Annotated in this window: 20 protein-coding genes and 1 riboswitch; of the genes, 15 read left to right on the forward strand and 5 right to left on the reverse strand. The window is 62.6% G+C overall.

The features are described from left to right. The first annotated feature begins 110 nt into the window (after nucleotides 1–110). Nucleotides 111–221, forward strand: a riboswitch (TPP riboswitch). The 8 genes from HMPREF9696_RS10290 (at nucleotide 209) to HMPREF9696_RS10325 (ending at nucleotide 7,549) form a co-directional block, all read left to right on the forward strand. Continuing rightward, nucleotides 209–1,231 carry an FAD-dependent oxidoreductase gene (locus HMPREF9696_RS10290; protein WP_002712933.1) on the forward strand — a complete coding sequence of 341 codons (1,023 nt, stop codon included), beginning with the start codon at nucleotides 209–211 and terminating at the stop codon, nucleotides 1,229–1,231. (Overlaps the previous riboswitch by 13 nt.) Then, on the forward strand, nucleotides 1,222–1,419 hold the full coding sequence (gene thiS, locus HMPREF9696_RS10295; RefSeq protein WP_002712934.1) for a sulfur carrier protein ThiS: 198 nt from the start codon (nucleotides 1,222–1,224) through the stop codon (nucleotides 1,417–1,419). The genes HMPREF9696_RS10290 and thiS overlap by 10 nt, the downstream gene beginning before the upstream one ends. A gap of 199 nt (nucleotides 1,420–1,618) precedes the next feature. Continuing rightward, nucleotides 1,619–2,407 (forward strand): thiazole synthase, encoded by a 789-nt coding sequence (locus HMPREF9696_RS10300; RefSeq protein ID WP_002712936.1) that lies wholly within the window; start codon nucleotides 1,619–1,621, stop codon nucleotides 2,405–2,407. Then, complete coding sequence (locus tag HMPREF9696_RS10305; protein ID WP_002712937.1) at nucleotides 2,394–3,002, forward strand: thiamine phosphate synthase; 609 nt, start codon at nucleotides 2,394–2,396, stop codon at nucleotides 3,000–3,002. Before HMPREF9696_RS10300 ends, HMPREF9696_RS10305 begins: the two co-directional genes overlap by 14 nt. Nucleotides 3,003–3,138: 136 nt before the next feature. Beyond that, complete coding sequence (gene thiC / locus HMPREF9696_RS10310; RefSeq protein ID WP_002712938.1) at nucleotides 3,139–5,070, forward strand: phosphomethylpyrimidine synthase ThiC; 1,932 nt, start codon at nucleotides 3,139–3,141, stop codon at nucleotides 5,068–5,070. 267 nt (nucleotides 5,071–5,337) lie between these two features. Beyond that, nucleotides 5,338–5,862 (forward strand): collagen-like domain-containing protein, encoded by a 525-nt coding sequence (locus HMPREF9696_RS10315; RefSeq protein ID WP_002712939.1) that lies wholly within the window; start codon nucleotides 5,338–5,340, stop codon nucleotides 5,860–5,862. A 108-nt stretch (nucleotides 5,863–5,970) separates the two neighbouring features. Further along, nucleotides 5,971–6,924, forward strand: coding sequence for a YiiG family protein (locus HMPREF9696_RS10320; RefSeq protein WP_002712940.1), 954 nt, complete (start codon nucleotides 5,971–5,973; stop codon nucleotides 6,922–6,924). A 325-nt stretch (nucleotides 6,925–7,249) separates the two neighbouring features. Then, the gene (locus HMPREF9696_RS10325; RefSeq protein WP_002712941.1) at nucleotides 7,250–7,549 is read left to right on the forward strand and encodes a hypothetical protein; all 300 of its coding nucleotides are present in this window, start codon (nucleotides 7,250–7,252) and stop codon (nucleotides 7,547–7,549) included. 76 nt (nucleotides 7,550–7,625) lie between these two features. Here HMPREF9696_RS10325 and HMPREF9696_RS10330 read toward each other — a convergent pair whose 3' ends face one another. Continuing rightward, nucleotides 7,626–8,063 carry a hypothetical protein gene (locus HMPREF9696_RS10330; protein ID WP_002712942.1) on the reverse strand — a complete coding sequence of 146 codons (438 nt, stop codon included), beginning with the start codon at nucleotides 8,061–8,063 and terminating at the stop codon, nucleotides 7,626–7,628. Between the two features lie 248 nt (nucleotides 8,064–8,311). Between HMPREF9696_RS10330 and HMPREF9696_RS10335 the strand changes: the two genes are divergently transcribed. Beyond that, nucleotides 8,312–9,010 carry a class I SAM-dependent methyltransferase gene (locus tag HMPREF9696_RS10335; RefSeq protein ID WP_002712943.1) on the forward strand — a complete coding sequence of 233 codons (699 nt, stop codon included), beginning with the start codon at nucleotides 8,312–8,314 and terminating at the stop codon, nucleotides 9,008–9,010. 4 nt (nucleotides 9,011–9,014) lie between these two features. On the opposite strand, the gene HMPREF9696_RS10340 is transcribed toward HMPREF9696_RS10335, so the two are convergent. Together HMPREF9696_RS10340 and HMPREF9696_RS10345 are read right to left on the reverse strand one after the other, a co-directional pair. Next, nucleotides 9,015–9,449, reverse strand: a complete 435-nt coding sequence (locus HMPREF9696_RS10340) for a hypothetical protein (RefSeq protein WP_002712944.1) — start codon at nucleotides 9,447–9,449, stop codon at nucleotides 9,015–9,017. 367 nt (nucleotides 9,450–9,816) lie between these two features. Then, complete coding sequence (locus tag HMPREF9696_RS10345; RefSeq protein WP_002712945.1) at nucleotides 9,817–10,092, reverse strand: DUF2277 domain-containing protein; 276 nt, start codon at nucleotides 10,090–10,092, stop codon at nucleotides 9,817–9,819. A 276-nt stretch (nucleotides 10,093–10,368) separates the two neighbouring features. On the opposite strand from HMPREF9696_RS10345, the gene HMPREF9696_RS10350 reads away from it, so the two are divergent. The 6 genes from HMPREF9696_RS10350 (at nucleotide 10,369) to HMPREF9696_RS10375 (ending at nucleotide 13,872) form a co-directional block, all read left to right on the forward strand. Then, nucleotides 10,369–10,623 (forward strand): helix-turn-helix domain-containing protein, encoded by a 255-nt coding sequence (locus HMPREF9696_RS10350; RefSeq protein ID WP_002712946.1) that lies wholly within the window; start codon nucleotides 10,369–10,371, stop codon nucleotides 10,621–10,623. A 112-nt stretch (nucleotides 10,624–10,735) separates the two neighbouring features. Continuing rightward, a complete protein-coding gene (locus HMPREF9696_RS10355) occupies nucleotides 10,736–10,969 on the forward strand; it encodes a hypothetical protein (RefSeq protein ID WP_002712947.1) in 234 nt (77 codons plus the stop codon). A 13-nt stretch (nucleotides 10,970–10,982) separates the two neighbouring features. After that, nucleotides 10,983–11,921 (forward strand): hypothetical protein, encoded by a 939-nt coding sequence (locus tag HMPREF9696_RS10360; RefSeq protein WP_040301360.1) that lies wholly within the window; start codon nucleotides 10,983–10,985, stop codon nucleotides 11,919–11,921. A gap of 68 nt (nucleotides 11,922–11,989) precedes the next feature. Next, on the forward strand, nucleotides 11,990–12,682 hold the full coding sequence (locus HMPREF9696_RS10365; protein WP_002712949.1) for a YoaK family protein: 693 nt from the start codon (nucleotides 11,990–11,992) through the stop codon (nucleotides 12,680–12,682). Nucleotides 12,683–12,739: 57 nt separating this feature from the next. Continuing rightward, a complete protein-coding gene (locus tag HMPREF9696_RS10370) occupies nucleotides 12,740–13,336 on the forward strand; it encodes a hypothetical protein (RefSeq protein WP_002712950.1) in 597 nt (198 codons plus the stop codon). 182 nt (nucleotides 13,337–13,518) lie between these two features. After that, nucleotides 13,519–13,872 carry a hypothetical protein gene (locus HMPREF9696_RS10375; protein WP_002712951.1) on the forward strand — a complete coding sequence of 118 codons (354 nt, stop codon included), beginning with the start codon at nucleotides 13,519–13,521 and terminating at the stop codon, nucleotides 13,870–13,872. 170 nt (nucleotides 13,873–14,042) lie between these two features. Here HMPREF9696_RS10375 and HMPREF9696_RS10380 read toward each other — a convergent pair whose 3' ends face one another. Both HMPREF9696_RS10380 and bfr read right to left on the reverse strand, forming a co-directional pair. Further along, the gene (locus HMPREF9696_RS10380; RefSeq protein ID WP_002712952.1) at nucleotides 14,043–14,825 is read right to left on the reverse strand and encodes a DUF169 domain-containing protein; all 783 of its coding nucleotides are present in this window, start codon (nucleotides 14,823–14,825) and stop codon (nucleotides 14,043–14,045) included. A 131-nt stretch (nucleotides 14,826–14,956) separates the two neighbouring features. Then, on the reverse strand, nucleotides 14,957–15,463 hold the full coding sequence (gene bfr, locus HMPREF9696_RS10385; protein ID WP_002712953.1) for a bacterioferritin: 507 nt from the start codon (nucleotides 15,461–15,463) through the stop codon (nucleotides 14,957–14,959). Between the last annotated feature and the right edge of the window lie 46 nt (nucleotides 15,464–15,509).

Consider the following 15,509-nt stretch of genomic DNA (forward strand, 5'->3'; position numbering starts at 1 on the left):
CTAGTGCGATATCCGGAATCAGACCGAAAACGCGGTCCCACGATGCGGAAAAGCCATGGCGCGCGGCGGCACGAGCCATTGAAACCGCGATCCATCGGGTCTATCGTTAAGGCTGTTCCGAGGGGGGCTCCGGCGTGGAGCTGAGATACCGCAGAATGCGCGGTGACCCTTTGAACCTGATCCGGGTCATGCCGGCGAAGGGACAGGGATGTATCGAGACACGTCATCATCTCCGCGAGGAGACTCTTCCGTCAATATCATCGGCGCGGGCATTGCCGGCACATGGCATGCGCTGCTGTTCGCGCGCGCGGGCTATGACGTCACCCTGCATGAACGCGATGACGCGGCAATGACGCAGGCGACCAGCCACTGGGCTGGCGGCATGCTGGCGCCGTGGTGCGAGCGCGAGGCGTCCGAGCCCGTTATCACGCGGCTTGGCATCCGTTCGCTCGATCTGTGGCGCGAGCAGGTGCCCGAAACGCCGTTCAATGGCTCGCTGGTGGTGGCGCATCCGCGCGACCGCACCGATTTCGAGCGCTTCGCAAGACTCACCACCGATTACGAACGCCTCGATGCGTCCGGCATCGCCAATGTCGAGCCATCGCTTGACGGACGCTTCCGCGAAGCACTGCTATTCCCCGGCGAAGGTCATGTCGAGCCCCGCGCCGTTCTGCCGAAGCTGCACGCGAAGCTCGCAGAAGCGGGTGCGACCATCAGCTTCGGCAGCGACCGGAAGCCTGAAGATATCGCAGACGGCATCGTGATCGACTGCCGTGGCTTGAGCGCGCGGGACAGGTTTCCCGAACTGCGCGGCGTCAAGGGCGAACTGGTGATCGTCGAGACCCCGGAGATTCAACTCTCGCGCCCGGTGCGGCTGCTGCATCCGCGCTGGCCGCTGTATATCATTCCGCGTGACGGCAACCGCTTTATGATCGGCGCGACCTCGATCGAGAGCGAGGACACCGGCGTCAGCGTGCGCTCCGCGCTCGAACTGCTGACGGCTGCCTATGCCGTCCACCCGGCATTCGCCGAGGCGCGCATTCTCGAAATCGGCGCAGGCCTGCGCCCCGCCTTCCCTGACAACCTGCCGCGCATCGCGATCGACGCGAAGCGCATTTCCGTCAACGGGCTTTATCGCCACGGCTTCCTGCTGGCCCCTGCCCTTGCGGAACTGACGCTCGCTTATGTCGAGCGCGGCGCGATCGACAACGAGGTAATGCAATGGTCCTGATCGTCAACGGAGAGCGTATCGAGACGAAAGCCACGCGCGTCGACGCGCTGCTGGCTGAACTCGATTACGAAGGCACACACCTCGCCGTCGCGGTGAACTACGACGTGGTGCCGCGCGCCCGCTGGGCCGAGACCACGCTCAACGACAACGATTCGGTTGAAATCCTCACGCCAAGGCAGGGAGGGTAACGATGGCTCTCTTTCCGTCGTCCCGGCGCAGGCCGGGACCCACCTTTTACCTCTCCCCGTTTACGGGGAGAGGTCGAAGCCTGAGCCGCGCGAAGGCTTCGGGTGAGGGGCGAGTGCCCGCACTCGATGCCCCTCACCCCAACCCTCTCCCCGTAAACGGGGAGAGGGAGCTACGCGCAATCGCGCGCGGAGGGATGTCATGAGCAAAGTGAATTTCTACGGCAAGGAATTTTCCTCGCGCCTTTTGATCGGCAGCGCGCTCTATCCGTCGCCGAAGATCATGCAGGACGCGATCCGCGCCGCGGGCAGCCAGATCGTCACCGTGTCCGTGCGCCGCGAAAGCGCCGGCGGAAAGACCGGCGACCAGTTCTGGTCGCTGATCCGCGAGCTTGGCGTCACCGTTCTGCCGAATACCGCAGGCTGCAAGAGCGTGCGCGAGGCTGTCACCACGGCGAAGCTCGCCCGCGAACTGTTCAACACACCGTGGATCAAGCTGGAAGTCATCGCCGACGACGAGACGCTGCAGCCCGATGTGGTCGGCCTCGTGGAAGCCGCATCCATCCTGATCAAGGATGGCTTCGAGGTGTTTCCCTATTGCACCGAAGACCTGAGCGTCGCGATGAGGCTGGTCGATGCCGGCTGCAAGGTGGTGATGCCATGGGCCTCGCCGATCGGCAGCGCGCGCGGCATCACCAATCGCGATGCCTTGAAGCTGCTGCGCGCCCGCTTCCCCGACATCACGCTCGTGGTCGATGCCGGGATCGGCGCACCGTCGCATGCCGCCGAAGCCTTCGAGCTGGGCTATGACGCCGTGCTGCTCAACACCGCCATCGCCAAGGCCGACGATCCGGTCGCCATGGGTCATGCGTTCCGCCTTGCCGCCGAAGCCGGACGATCCGGCTTCGAGGCGGGCCTGATGGGCGCGCGCGATTTCGCCTCTCCGTCAACCCCTGTCGTTGGGACACCGTTCTGGCATGCCGTATCCTGATCGTTTCTATCCTGTTGTCGATAGCGTCGCATGGGTGGCGCGGCTGACCAGGCTCGGCGTCGGCACCGTGCAACTGCGCGCCAAGAATCTCGACGACGCAGCCGCCCTCGCCATCGTGAAAGAGGCATTGGCCGTCACCAAGGGCACGCAGACAAAACTCGTGGTCAATGATTACTGGCGCGCGGCCATCGATGCCGGTGCGCAGCATCTTCATCTGGGTCAGGAAGACCTCGACACCGCGGACGTTCACGCCATTCGCCGGGCGGGACTGACGCTGGGGCTTTCCACGCACGATGAAGACGAACTCGACAACGCGCTGGCCTACAAGCCGGACTACATCGCGCTCGGCCCGATCTACGAGACCACACTGAAGAAAATGCGCTTCGCGCCGCAGGGCATCGAGCGCATCACCGCCTGGAAGCTGCTGATCGGCGACATTCCGCTGGTTGCCATCGGCGGCATCAAGCTCGAACAGGCCGACATGATTTTCGCCGCCGGCGCCAATTCCATCGCCGTCGTTAGCGACGTCACCCAGAATCCCGATCCGGACGCACGCGTGCGCGCCTGGCTCGACACGACAGCGGAGATGGCGTGATGCGAGCAGGAAACATCCGTCATTGCGAGGAGCGCAAGCGACGAAGCAATCCATCTTTCCTTCATAAGAATGGGTTGCTTCGCTTCGCTCGCAATGACGACCAAAAATCCACAAACACCCCTCACAGGAGGACGCCATGAACAAGCAAATCAATACGGCCGATATCAAGCCCGCCGTCACCACCGGGGGCTTGACCTCGTCACGCAAGATCTACGTGACCCCGGACGAGGCCGCGGACCTGCGCGTCCCCCTGCGCGAAATCATTCTTTCCGAAGGCGCGGGCGAACCCAATCTGCCCGTGTACGACACCTCCGGCCCCTACACCGACCCGAATGTCATCATCGACGTCAACGCCGGTCTGGCGCGCAATCGTCTCGCATGGGTGAAGGAACGCGGCGGTGTCGAGGAATATGAAGGCCGCCAGATCAAGCCGGAAGATAACGGCAATGTCGGCGCATCGCATGCCGCCGCCGCCTTCAAGGCACATCACAACCCGATCCGCGGTGTGGGTGATGCACCGATCACGCAGCTTGAATTCGCCCGCAAGGGCATCATCACCAAGGAGATGATCTACGTGGCGGCGCGCGAGAACCTCGGCCGCAAGCAACAGTTGGAGCGCGCGGAAGCAGCATTGAAGGACGGCGAGTCGTTCGGCGCGGAGATTCCCGCGTTTATCACGCCGGAATTCGTGCGCAGCGAGATCGCGCGCGGCCGCGCCATCATCCCCTGCAACATCAACCATGCCGAGCTTGAGCCGATGATCATCGGCCGCAACTTCCTGACCAAGATCAACGCCAATATCGGCAACTCGGCAGTGACCTCGTCCGTGGAAGAAGAAGTCGACAAGATGGTGTGGGCGATCCGCTGGGGCGCGGACACCGTGATGGACCTCTCCACTGGCCGCAACATCCACACCACCCGCGAATGGATTCTGCGCAACGCGCCGATTCCGATCGGCACCGTGCCGATCTATCAGGCGCTGGAGAAGTGCGACGGCGATCCGGTCAAGCTGACCTGGGAACTGTACAAGGACACGCTGATCGAGCAGTGCGAACAGGGCGTCGACTATTTCACCATCCATGCCGGCGTGCGCCTGCCCTACATCCATCTCACCGCCAATCGCGTCACCGGCATCGTGTCGCGCGGCGGCTCGATCATGGCCAAGTGGTGCCTTGCGCATCACAAGGAGAGCTTCCTCTACACTCATTTCGACGAGATCTGCGACCTCATGCGCAAGTATGACGTCTCCTTCTCGCTGGGCGACGGCCTGCGCCCCGGCTCGATTGCGGACGCCAACGACCGCGCGCAGTTCGCCGAACTCGAAACCCTCGGCGAACTCACCAAGATCGCATGGGACAAGGGCTGTCAGGTCATGATCGAAGGCCCCGGCCATGTGCCGATGCACAAGATCAAGATCAACATGGACAAGCAGCTCAAGGAATGCGGCGAAGCGCCGTTCTATACGCTTGGGCCGCTGACCACCGACATCGCGCCGGGCTACGATCACATCACGTCCGGCATCGGTGCTGCGATGATCGGCTGGTTCGGCTGCGCGATGCTCTGCTACGTGACGCCGAAGGAGCATCTCGGCCTGCCCAACCGCGACGACGTCAAGGTCGGCGTCATCACCTACAAGATCGCGGCCCATGCCTCCGATCTCGCCAAGGGCCATCCGGCGGCGCAGCTTCGCGACGACGCACTGTCGCGCGCGCGCTTCGATTTCCGCTGGGAGGACCAGTTCAATCTCGGCCTCGATCCGGATACCGCGCGGAGCTATCACGACGAAACGCTGCCGAAGGAAGCGCACAAGGTCGCGCATTTCTGCTCGATGTGCGGACCGAAGTTCTGCTCGATGAAGATCACGCAGGACGTGCGCGACTACGCCGCGACCCTCGGCGACAACGAAAAGGCTGCGCTCAATCTCGACGGCAAGCTGCCCGGCGTCGGCATGACCATGACCGGCGTGATCGAAGACGGCATGGCGCAGATGAGCGAGAAGTTCGTCAAGATGGGCGGACAGGTCTATGTCGAGGCGGACGCCGTGAAGGATAGCAACAAGGCGTTTTAGACGAACACCTCATGGTGAGGAGCGCGGCAACGCCGCGCGTCTCGAACCATGGGCCGCCCTCGTCCTTCGAGACGCATCGCTACGCGATGCTCCTCAGGATGAGGTCCGGTTGTTGCGCCAGAACATCCAGCAAATTTAGGGCCGGGATACTCCCGGCCTTTTTGTTTGCGCGAGCGCATCCGCAACGGCGCTGTCGCAATCGCGGAATTGAAGCTGTCGTCCAAACGCTGCTAAAAATGCGCAACGCAGAATCATGGAGCGCAGCAGGTGGTGAAAGATACAACGCGGCAGGCGCGGCCCGGCCCGCAGGGACCGCAAGGCAAGCCCGGACATCCCGGCCCGCAGGGTCATCCCGGCCGCCCCGGTCCCGAAGGCCCGCGCGGCAAGACCGGATTACCGGGCAAGACAGGCGCGCAGGGAAAACCGGGACCGCAGGGAAAAGCCGGTCCGCAGGGCAAGGCGGGTGTCCCCGGAAAGCCGGGCGCGCAGGGTCCGCGCGGCGCGGAAGGGCCGCAAGGCAAGCAAGGTGCCGTCGGCGCACAGGGTCCGCGCGGTGAGCAAGGCTCTCCCGGCCGCCTGCCCTCGTTCGAGGAAATCCTGCCGTGGCTGGAGACGATCTTCGACGCCTACGAAGAGCACCGCGCCAGGCGCGCGCGTGAAGCTGCGGAGCGCGAGGAACGCGAAGCTGCCGAGCGCCATGCCGCCGAACTCGCCGCCCGCGCGTTTGAGGCGAGCGAGGATGACGACGACCATCACGACAAGAAGAAGAAAAAGAAGAAGGACAAGCGGTAAGATATGAGGCCGGAGGCAGGTTCCAGCCTCAGGAATTTCGCAGCGGTGATCGAACCGCATGGCACGTCCGCCCGACAGAGTATCAGGTTTAAAAGGGACAGCAGAACCATGCGCAGCACATCAACCGCTACAAGCGCTCTCATCGCCACAGCCCTCGCGGTATCCATGGCGTCGCAGGTTTCCGCGCAAACAAAGCAATCCGCACCCAACGCCGAAGCGTCGCTCACCGAAAAAATGAACGCCTATGTGGGCTGTATCAACCGCCTGTCCGAGCGGTCCTATAGTTCGCGCAGCCGCTATTTCAGTTGGGCGAGGCCGAGCGGGCCGACCGGCAAGGAGCGGATCATCTACGGCACCTATACGATCTACGACACCTCCGACTGCCGCAAGAATGTCGAGCAGGCCAATGCGCTGGAGCCGCGCGATGCCGAACTGGAAGCCGCAGGCTCCGCTTACGCCGACGTGGTGAGCAAGCTCGAGCCGCTGCTGAAGGAAGCCGACGACTACTACACGCAGGAGAACTATAAAGACGACAAGATGGCCAAGGGGAAAGCGATGCATCCCCGGCTCGTCGCGGCGTGGGATGCCTTCGCCAAGGCAGACAAGGACCTGCGGAAGAATGTCGAACTCATCAACGACAAGCGCGCGCTGCAACGGCTGGCCGCCATCGAGCAGAGCGAGGGCCGCAAGGCGCGCTATCATGTCGAAGCGACCATGATCCAGGCCAAGCGCGTGCTGCGGACGCAGAATGTCGACAAACCCGATCTCGCCGCGCTGACGCAGGCATTGAACGACTACGAAGCCGCCGCGAAGGATCTCGAAACCGCGGCAGGCGCCGATGACGGCAAGAAGATCGGCTCGATGTTTGTCAGCAGCACGAAATCATTCCTGACCTCGGCGAAGCAGCTCATGCGCCGGATTCGCGACAAGACGCCTTACAGCCAGGGCGACAGGATGATGATCAACGCCGGCAGCGGTTGGATGATCGAAGGAACACCGGAAAGGCTGCTGCGCGATTACAACCAGCTCATCGACGCCTACAATCGCGGCGCGCGGATCTAGGCTGAAAATTAGAGGTTTGCTCGCCTCGCCTGACCGGCGCAAGGCTAACAAGCCGAACATTTGAGCCGCCGCTGCGTTCCTTGCGCTACGATCTCACACCTCGCGACAATTCCGCGCATGCTTTGCCATGAGTCTTACCATTCCTTCACATCAGGAACGATGACATCCGCCTGCTGTTGACCCGCGTAACATTTCAAATGTTGCGCGACGCTTGCGGGAGGAAAATTTCATGCGGACGAAGCTCGTCGATACGTCGGCGACAACCTGAAGAGCGTCCGAATGCGAATCCGCGACGGCAAAGTCATCGTTTGAGAAAGGATATGCCATGAAGAAAATCTTGCTGGCCGCGGCCATTGTGCTCGGCGGATACGGATCGGCGGCGGCGCTTCCGGCTCCGGCGGCATCCGCTCCGTCGATCGGCGCCCCCGCACAGGCGCAGACACTGCAACTCGTGAAGATGAAGCGGCATCACCGACATCATCACTGGCGACGCCATCATCACTGGAACAGGCCCCACTTCAATCGCTACGAGCGATATCGCGGCTGGCGGCGTTATCACGCGCGGCCGTATAACTGGCACAGGCGCGGTTGCGTGATGGTCGGCCCGCTCTGGTTCTGTCCATAACCGCATCGAAAGCAAAAAATGCCGCATCGAAAGATGCGGCATTTTTCGTCTGTTGAACGGATGCTGATCGCGGCCGTTATTTCAGCGTGATCGCGAGACCACTCAGGTCGGCGTTCGCCATCAGACCGGTCTGCTGGCCGGAGAGTTCGAGCACCGCGCCTTTCTGGTTGGTGAGCACAATCGCGCGCGCACCGCGGCCCACCGCAATGCCTGCGCCCGCCGCGCCGTAGACACCGGCGACATCCGACGGACGGTTGATATTGCTGACGCGGCCGCGCAGCACGGTCTTCGATCCGCCGAACACCAGACCGTAATCAATACCGCCGGTGGACAGCGCATAGTTCCGGCCGCGGAAGTTCAGCGTGCCCGTTCCGCCCGAGCCGCCGATGAACCATCCGGCCTTGTAGATCACGAGCGAGACACTGCCGCTGTCAGCATGAGCGGACGAGAGGCCCGCTCCGAAAACAGCGGCGACAGCAATCAGCATGGCGCGAATGGCGGATGGCAAACGCATGATATCTCTCCGGATTGATGTGGCAGATATTGATGTGACAGACGAGGTGAGCGGGCAAATGTTTGCAAATGAAGCGGCACAACCGAATCAACTCTAGCGCATCACGCGGTTTCGGAAAACGCTCATGACGCAAGCGGAACTCTAAACCCGCAGGATCGGTCAACAGGTTTGACGGCTCCGCAGGTTTCACCGCGCGTCATTCTGTTGTTAAATCGATTCGGTTTCAGAACGACCAACGGGAGGTTTCTGTGAATCGCGCTGAATGGGATCTGCACGCCGCCAAATTCGAGTCGATGGTGTGCGACATCGTCACCGATGAAACCGGCAGCCAGATGCCGCGCTTCGTTGCGTCGGCCTGCCGCTCGCGAAAGAATCTCGAACTGGTCGATCTCGGCTGCGGTGTCGGAAGTTTTGTGAAGAAGTTCGGACATCGCTTCGAGAAAATCACCGGCATCGACTTCGCGCCGCGCATCGTCGCGCGCGCGAAGAAGCGCTGCGGCGAGATGCCGAACGCGACATGGCTGGCGATGGATGTGTGCAAGTCCGCGGACGTTCTCGGCCGCGTCGCCGATCTCTCGGTATGCCTGAATGTCATTACCTCGCCGCGCGAGGCCAAACGCGACGCTCTGTGGGCGACGCTGGCCGCGGTGACCAAGCCCGCGGGTCACGCGCTGGTCGTGGTGCCATCGATGGAATCACAGTTGATGGTCAACAAGCTCGGAGCATCCGCTGACAAGATCAAGGCGGGCGGCCTCGTCAGCCGCGACGGCGTCTGGCAGAAATTCTACGAGCGGGATGAACTGATCTCCACCGTGTCGGAAAAGGGCTTCGACATCACCCGCATCGCGAAGGTCTATTATCCCTGGTCGGTGGACGGCCTGCGCAAGCCGCGCGGCTCGAAGCAGTTGCCGTGGGACTGGGGTTTTCTGGCGCAGCGCGCGGCCTGAGGCATCAGCCGCCGCGCGGGCACTCCTTGTAGCCGAACTCGTCGATGATCCGCGCGCCGGAGATGGTGCTGAACTCCAGCCTCGTGAGATAGCCGTTCGCGACCACATACTGCCGCAGCTTGGCGTTATAGGCGTTGAGCATCCGCTGGGTCGAACCGGCGTTGATGACATACCGGTTGGGTCCGCGTCCGTGTCCGGCGTGAAACAGCAGCCGCGCGCTGCGCTCGACGCAGACGTTGCGGACGCCGAGAAACAATGTGCAGTTCGACTGGCAATGACCGCGGATGCGAAACAGTTCGCCGGTGGCATTGGCCTGATCAATCGCCGGCTGGAATTTCTCGATCCAGCCGCCCATGGCAAAACGGTCGGAGGTGTCGGCACGGACCGGCGACGGCATCAAGGCGGACAGTATGAGAAGCAGGGCAGCGGCGAATTTCATAGAATATCTCCGGCGCGAAATATCGCTGCAGGTTAACGTGTCATGGGCGGGCGGCAAGCCATTGCGCGACCACTTCCCCGGACATAGGTTGAATCAAGACGTGGAAGCTGCCCGACGTTGAGTCGGCGCTTTACTGCCAGACAGCCGATGCAAACACTCAGGAAGTGGATTGTGACATGTTGGCGGAAATTTTCCTTTTAAGACTTGAAGCCCTGATGCGGGTTGAAGCCAGCGAACAGCGCGCTGGGTCTGACGATCCACGCTTTGTCCCTGTTGCTCTGCCGCACTGAGCTTCGCCGCGCCCCGCGCAGGTTGCCTCGTATCGGCCTGCCTGACACCTCGAAGGTCCGTACAGGTTACCCGAGGCTTATCCTGTCTGCCCGAACCGTGCCCGGTTGCGCTCCCGCGCCTTCTCCGCCTCGGTCTCGCGGTCGCGTGGCGGGGCATGGGTGTGCAGCGAGGCCAGCAGCTTGCGCGCACTGGCGGACACCTCGGCGACCGCGAGATCGAACGCGGCTTCATTGGCCTTTGAGGGCGCATTGAAGCCGGAGAGCTTGCGCACGAACTGCAGCGCCGAGGCATGAATCTCGTCCTCGGTGGCGGGCGGCTCGAAATTGAACAGCGTCTTGATGTTGCGGCACATGGTGCATTCCTTCCCAAGGCTGGCGCAGTACAGGCGCGCATTTCAGCGAATTTCGGACAAAGGCACGAGCAAATTCTGGGCACGCCGTGATGGCGAGCCTGAATTCCGCAGCGATCTCCTCCGGTTCCGTCAAAGTTCCTTTTTCAAGGTCCGTGAACGGGTTAGCCGCGAATTAGGATTTCATTAACCATATCGGCCCACCCTCGATCCATCTCGGGCTGGGATCGCTGACTTGACCATGCTGCCGTTGCAGTACGGCCTTTTACGGAGGTCGCAATGATCCGGGAAACTTTGCCATCGCCTGCAGAACTGCTGATCGAGGGGCCTGCCATGGCCCCCGATCAAATCGTGCCGCTGCTGATCGGCGCGACGGTCGGAGACATCGAGCGCGTACTTGTCCTGCAAACCCTGGCCCGCTGCGGCGGCAACCGCACCCGTGCCGCCCGCATCCTCGGCCTTTCGGTCCGCACGCTGCGCAACAAGATCAGGCTGTATTCTGCCGAAGGCATGGACGTGCCTGCGCATCACTGAGGATGTGGCACCGTCACGCGCCCGCGGTGGAATGCCCGGGCCTGCCCACAGCGGTTTACCGTTTGATGGATGATCACGATCAGGTTACGGTTCCATCCCGAGGATCCGAACCATGACCCGATCGCATTTCCGACTCCGCACTGCCCTCACCGCCACCGCGTTGCTTGTGGCGGCGGCGTCCGTCGCGCAGGCGCAATCGCAGGGAACGCCCGAACAGCGCCGCGCCTGCCGAAAGGACGCGATGAAATTCTGCCGCGACTTCGTTCCGAACGTGAAGCTCATCACCGCGTGCATGGAAAAGAATGTGCGCAAGCTCAGTCCTCTGTGCCGGACGCAGTTCAGGTAAGCGCGACCGGTTCATGCATATTCCCGCGACTCTCGATCAGGCCCGCAACACACTTGCCGTGATGCTCGGCATCGCCGCGACCGAGAGCATGCCTGCCGATATCGACCATGCCGCCATCGCTGCCGCGACACGTTATATCTTCCATCTCGAGCCGCAGTTCGGCCTTGCGGGGCTGACGCCGCTCAGTCCCGTCCGCCAGGCCGAGATGATGGAAGACCCCGAACTGGCGCGGCAGGCGGTGAGCTTCGCGGCGATCATGGCCTTTGTCGGCGGCACGCTCGATCAGGCCAGACTCAGCGCCACGGTCAGGCTGGCGGACCAGCTCGGCGTCCGTGACGATTTCGTCAACGATCTGGCGCGGCTGGCGCTCGGCGACCTCAAGGAGGCCCTGGACCATATGCTCCGCGCCAATGTCGAGAGCATCACCGGCCGCGAATGGACCAATGCGCAGATCGGTCCATGGCTGCAGCCTTACGACAAGCAGCCCGATGCCGCGCTGGCGACACGCTTTCACGCCCTCTCACGCTTGCCGGATGACACGTTCGGTTATGCATTTGCGGCATTCTATCAGGACAACAACTACGTCTATCCGGGCGAACCGGCGGCGCTCAACTTCGAGTTCGCGGTTCGGCACGATTCCGTCCATGTGCTTGCGGGATACGACACCTCACCGAGCGGCGAACTGCTCACCGCGACATTGAGCGCAACCATGCACCGCAGTCACGCCATGTCCGGGCATGTTCTGCCGGCGCTGCTGAACTGGCATCTCGGCATTCCGCTCAACAAGACCGGCGCTTCGGCAACCGGCGCGTTCGAGCCGGAAGAATTCTTCTATGCCTGGGCGCGCGGCGAGGACACCACGCTCGACCTGTTCGGCCCCGGCTGGAATTTCTGGGCGGCGGCGATCCAGCCGATCGACGCGGTGCGCGAAGCGGTCGGACTGCTCGACTGACGTTCAGCCGGATTCCATCCGGCGCAAAAACGCTCTAGCTTCATGCCGGGATCAGGCGGGGCATACGGATGGCGAAGATCACAAATTCCACCATTGTCGCGGCGTTGCTGTCGTTCAACGGCGGCTTTGTCGACACCGCGGGCTATCTTGGCCTCGCCGGACTTTTCACTGCGCATGTCACCGGCAACTTCGTCACCCTCGGCGCCGCGCTGGTCCACGGCAGCCATGGCATTGTCGGCAAGATTCTCGCGCTGCCCGAGTTCATCGCGGTGATCGCGCTGGCCCGCTTCGCAGGCACCGCGATGCGCGCGCTGAATTTGCCTGCGATGCAGATCCTGCTTGGCGTCAAGGTCATTTTCCTGCTGGCGTTCTTTGCTCTCGCGGTCCGGTTCGGTCCGTTTCCGGACGCCAATACGCCGATGGCGCTGCTGACCGGCTTTGCCGGCGTCGCCGCCATGGCGATGCAGAATGCCGTGCAGCGCGTGCATATGGCCAGCCTGCCGCCCTCCACCATGATGACCGGCTCGACCGTCCAGGTGACACTCGATGCCGTCGACCTCATGACCGGCGCCAAGCCCGAAAGCCGCCCGCAGGTGCGCACCCGCTTCAGCCGCCTCGCGCTGGCGATCTGCTTTTTTGCGCTCGGCTGCGCGGTCGCCGCCGTGATGTATGTCTATGTCGGGTTCTGGTGTCTGGCCGTGTCCGTTGTTGTCGGCCTCGCCGCATCGGTGATCCGGATCGAGGAAGCCGCCCCCGCATAAGCCGCTTGCGCCCTACCCGCTCCGGTTGCAGGATAAGGGTGGGCTGGGGATTGCGTGGTGCGTTGTGTCGCGTTCGCCGTGATGGCCGTCTTGCTGGGCTCGGGCCTTGGTGCCTGCGCCATGCGCGATCCCTATGTCGCCGCTCCCGCAACCACGACATCCGGCAACTGGAAGATCGAGAAGCAGAACGACCGCATCACCGGCGTGCCGGTCCCGAGCGCGACGCTCATCATCAACAATGCCTCGAACACCTTTGCCGATTACGCGCAGCCGGCCTCGCTGCAACTCACCTGCTTCGACGGCGCGCCGCTGGTCCGCTTTGCTTTCTCGTTCAAGGTCGGGACCGATCCGAATTCGACGCTTGGCTATCGTTTCGACGAGAAGCCGGGCCACGACAATATAGCCGCGCGATTCCTCCAGGAACACAGGACGGTCGTGATCGAGGACCGCGCCGCGATTACGACATTCGTCAACGAGCTTGCATCCTCCAGCACGCTCGTGATCCGCATCCGCTCGCTGGCTGCGGGCCGCACCACCGCCGAATTCAAGCTCGACGGCGCATCCGCCGCCATTGAAGCCGCCTTCGCCGGCTGTCCGCTGACACCGCCTCCGCCGCCGGAGACGAAAAAGAAGAAGCGCGTGGCGCGGGGGTGAGCAGCAGGCGGCAACAACCGCAAGCCTCATCCTGAGGGTCGTGGCTCCTTCGCGTTAAAGATGCTGCGGCGCATCGTGCCTTATCTATGTGCGGGACGAGCGTTGTGCCTCGCGCGGCTGTGTCTGGACGCTTGCGCGAGTCTCGCGGACACTTCTGACGATTCCCCATGACGGAGGATCGCATGAGGTGGCCGGCTCGCGTTGCCCTGATGATTCCGTTGATCGCGCCCGCCGCAACGGCTCTTGCGGTGGACCGCGGGCAGTTCAGCGATGTCCCCGAACACATCCGGAAATGGTTCAAGGACGCGCGCAGCCCGGAGGGCGTGCCCTGCTGCGATGTATCGGACGGCTATCGCACCGAGTACGACGTGCGCGGCGGAGTCTACTGGGTGCCGATCGACGGCGTCTGGCGCGAAGTGCCGGAGAAAGCGGTGATCCGCACCGGCGGCAATCCCACCGGCGGCGCCGTCGTCTGGTACATGACCTATCAGGGCAAGCTGATGATCACCTGCTTCGTGCCTGCGGATGGGTCGTGAACACCTTGCACACTGGCATCGCTAATTCCTGCGTCGTCCCCGCGAAGGCGGGGACCCATAACCACCGGCTTTTCGTTTGCAAATGATGTTGAGACAACTTTGAAGAAACACCGTTCAGGGAGTATGGGTCCCCGCCTTCGCGGGGACGACTCGCTGAAATATCGTAGTCCCTACGCCCTGCCCGGATAGCTCACCGCCATGCCGGCGCGTACATCCTGCTGCACGCCATACTGCGCGAACGGATAGCGGAAGCCGTTCTTCGACAGCGCTTTCATTCCCGCAATCGCGCTGACGAGATATTCCGGCGGCGTCGCCATCAGCATTTCCTCGTCCAGCACGCCGCCATAGCGGCGCTCGGCGAAACACGGAATCGACAAGCTCGGCAATCGCGTGGTCAGAGCGCGGCCCCATGAATCGGCGCAGGCGGATTCGCCGACCACGCTCCAGTCGAACCGCTTGTAGCCGGACCATTGCAGCCCGTTGATGAAATAGATCATCGCGCCCGGCGTTGCATAGAACAGCGCGATGTCCGGCGGATCGAGCTTTCCGGATGCGAGCGGGCCAACCGCGAGCGCGTCGTATTTGCCATCGGGCACACAATGCATCGCCTCCTGATGCGCCTGTGCGTCCTGCTGCGTCGAAAACCACACGCCTGTCATATGCTGACCCGATTGCCATGCCTCGGTCTTCGCGCCGCCGAGACCGACCACCGCGCGGCATTGCGCGCCGACCAGATCGTCGCTGGTGATGCCGACCGTCCAGCCGATGCGCGAGGCCTGCGCCACCACCTGATCGAGCGTATGCACCGCCTGCGGCCGGCGAATCTTCGGGATCGCCTCCATGTCCTCGCGCCGCGCGAACATCTTCATGCCGAACGGAATCGAGCGCAGCTTCAGCAGCGCGTTCAGATCGTCGACCATCGCAGGCCAGTCGTAAGTCGGATTATGGGTCATCGCGTTTCTCCCGGATGTTTCTTGTTATCGGTGAGGCTAAAGCATTTTCAGCGTGAAGCGTGAAAAGAAAAGCCCGGAGCCGCATGAGCGGTCCGGGCTGTGGTCTGCAATCGCATTGACGGCAGGAAGGGTCAGTGTCCCTCGCCTTCGGGCGGATTGTCGTCACCGATGTCGCCGACATGCTTCTGTTCGTAAAGCTGGATCCCGATGCGCTCGACCAGATCGATCTGCGTTTCGAGGAAGTCGATGTGATGCTCCTCGTCCTTCATGATGCTCTCGAACAGATCGCGCGAAACGTAGTCCTTGATGCTGTGGCAGTAGGTCGCCGCTTCCTGATAAAGTTCGCGGGCGCCCACTTCGGCCGCCAGATCGCACTCAAGAATCTCCTTGACGTTCTGGCCGATCCGCAGCGGGTCCAGCACCTGCATGTTCGGGAAGCCGTCCAGGAACAGGATGCGGTCGGTGAAGCGGTCGGCGTGGTGCATCTCCTCGATGGACTCCTTGCGCCAATGCTTGGCCATGCTCTTCAGGCCCCAATGATTGAGCAGCCGGAAATGCAGCCAGTACTGGTTGATCGCAGTCAGTTCGCTGCGCAGGCCCTTGTTCAGGTAGTCGATGACCTTGGGGTCGCCCTTCATCTTGCACTCCATTGCGGAACCGTCGTCTGACGGACCAAAATCTACT

Source organism: Afipia clevelandensis ATCC 49720 (assembly GCF_000336555.1).
Classification (GTDB): Bacteria; Pseudomonadota; Alphaproteobacteria; order Rhizobiales; family Xanthobacteraceae; genus Afipia; species Afipia clevelandensis.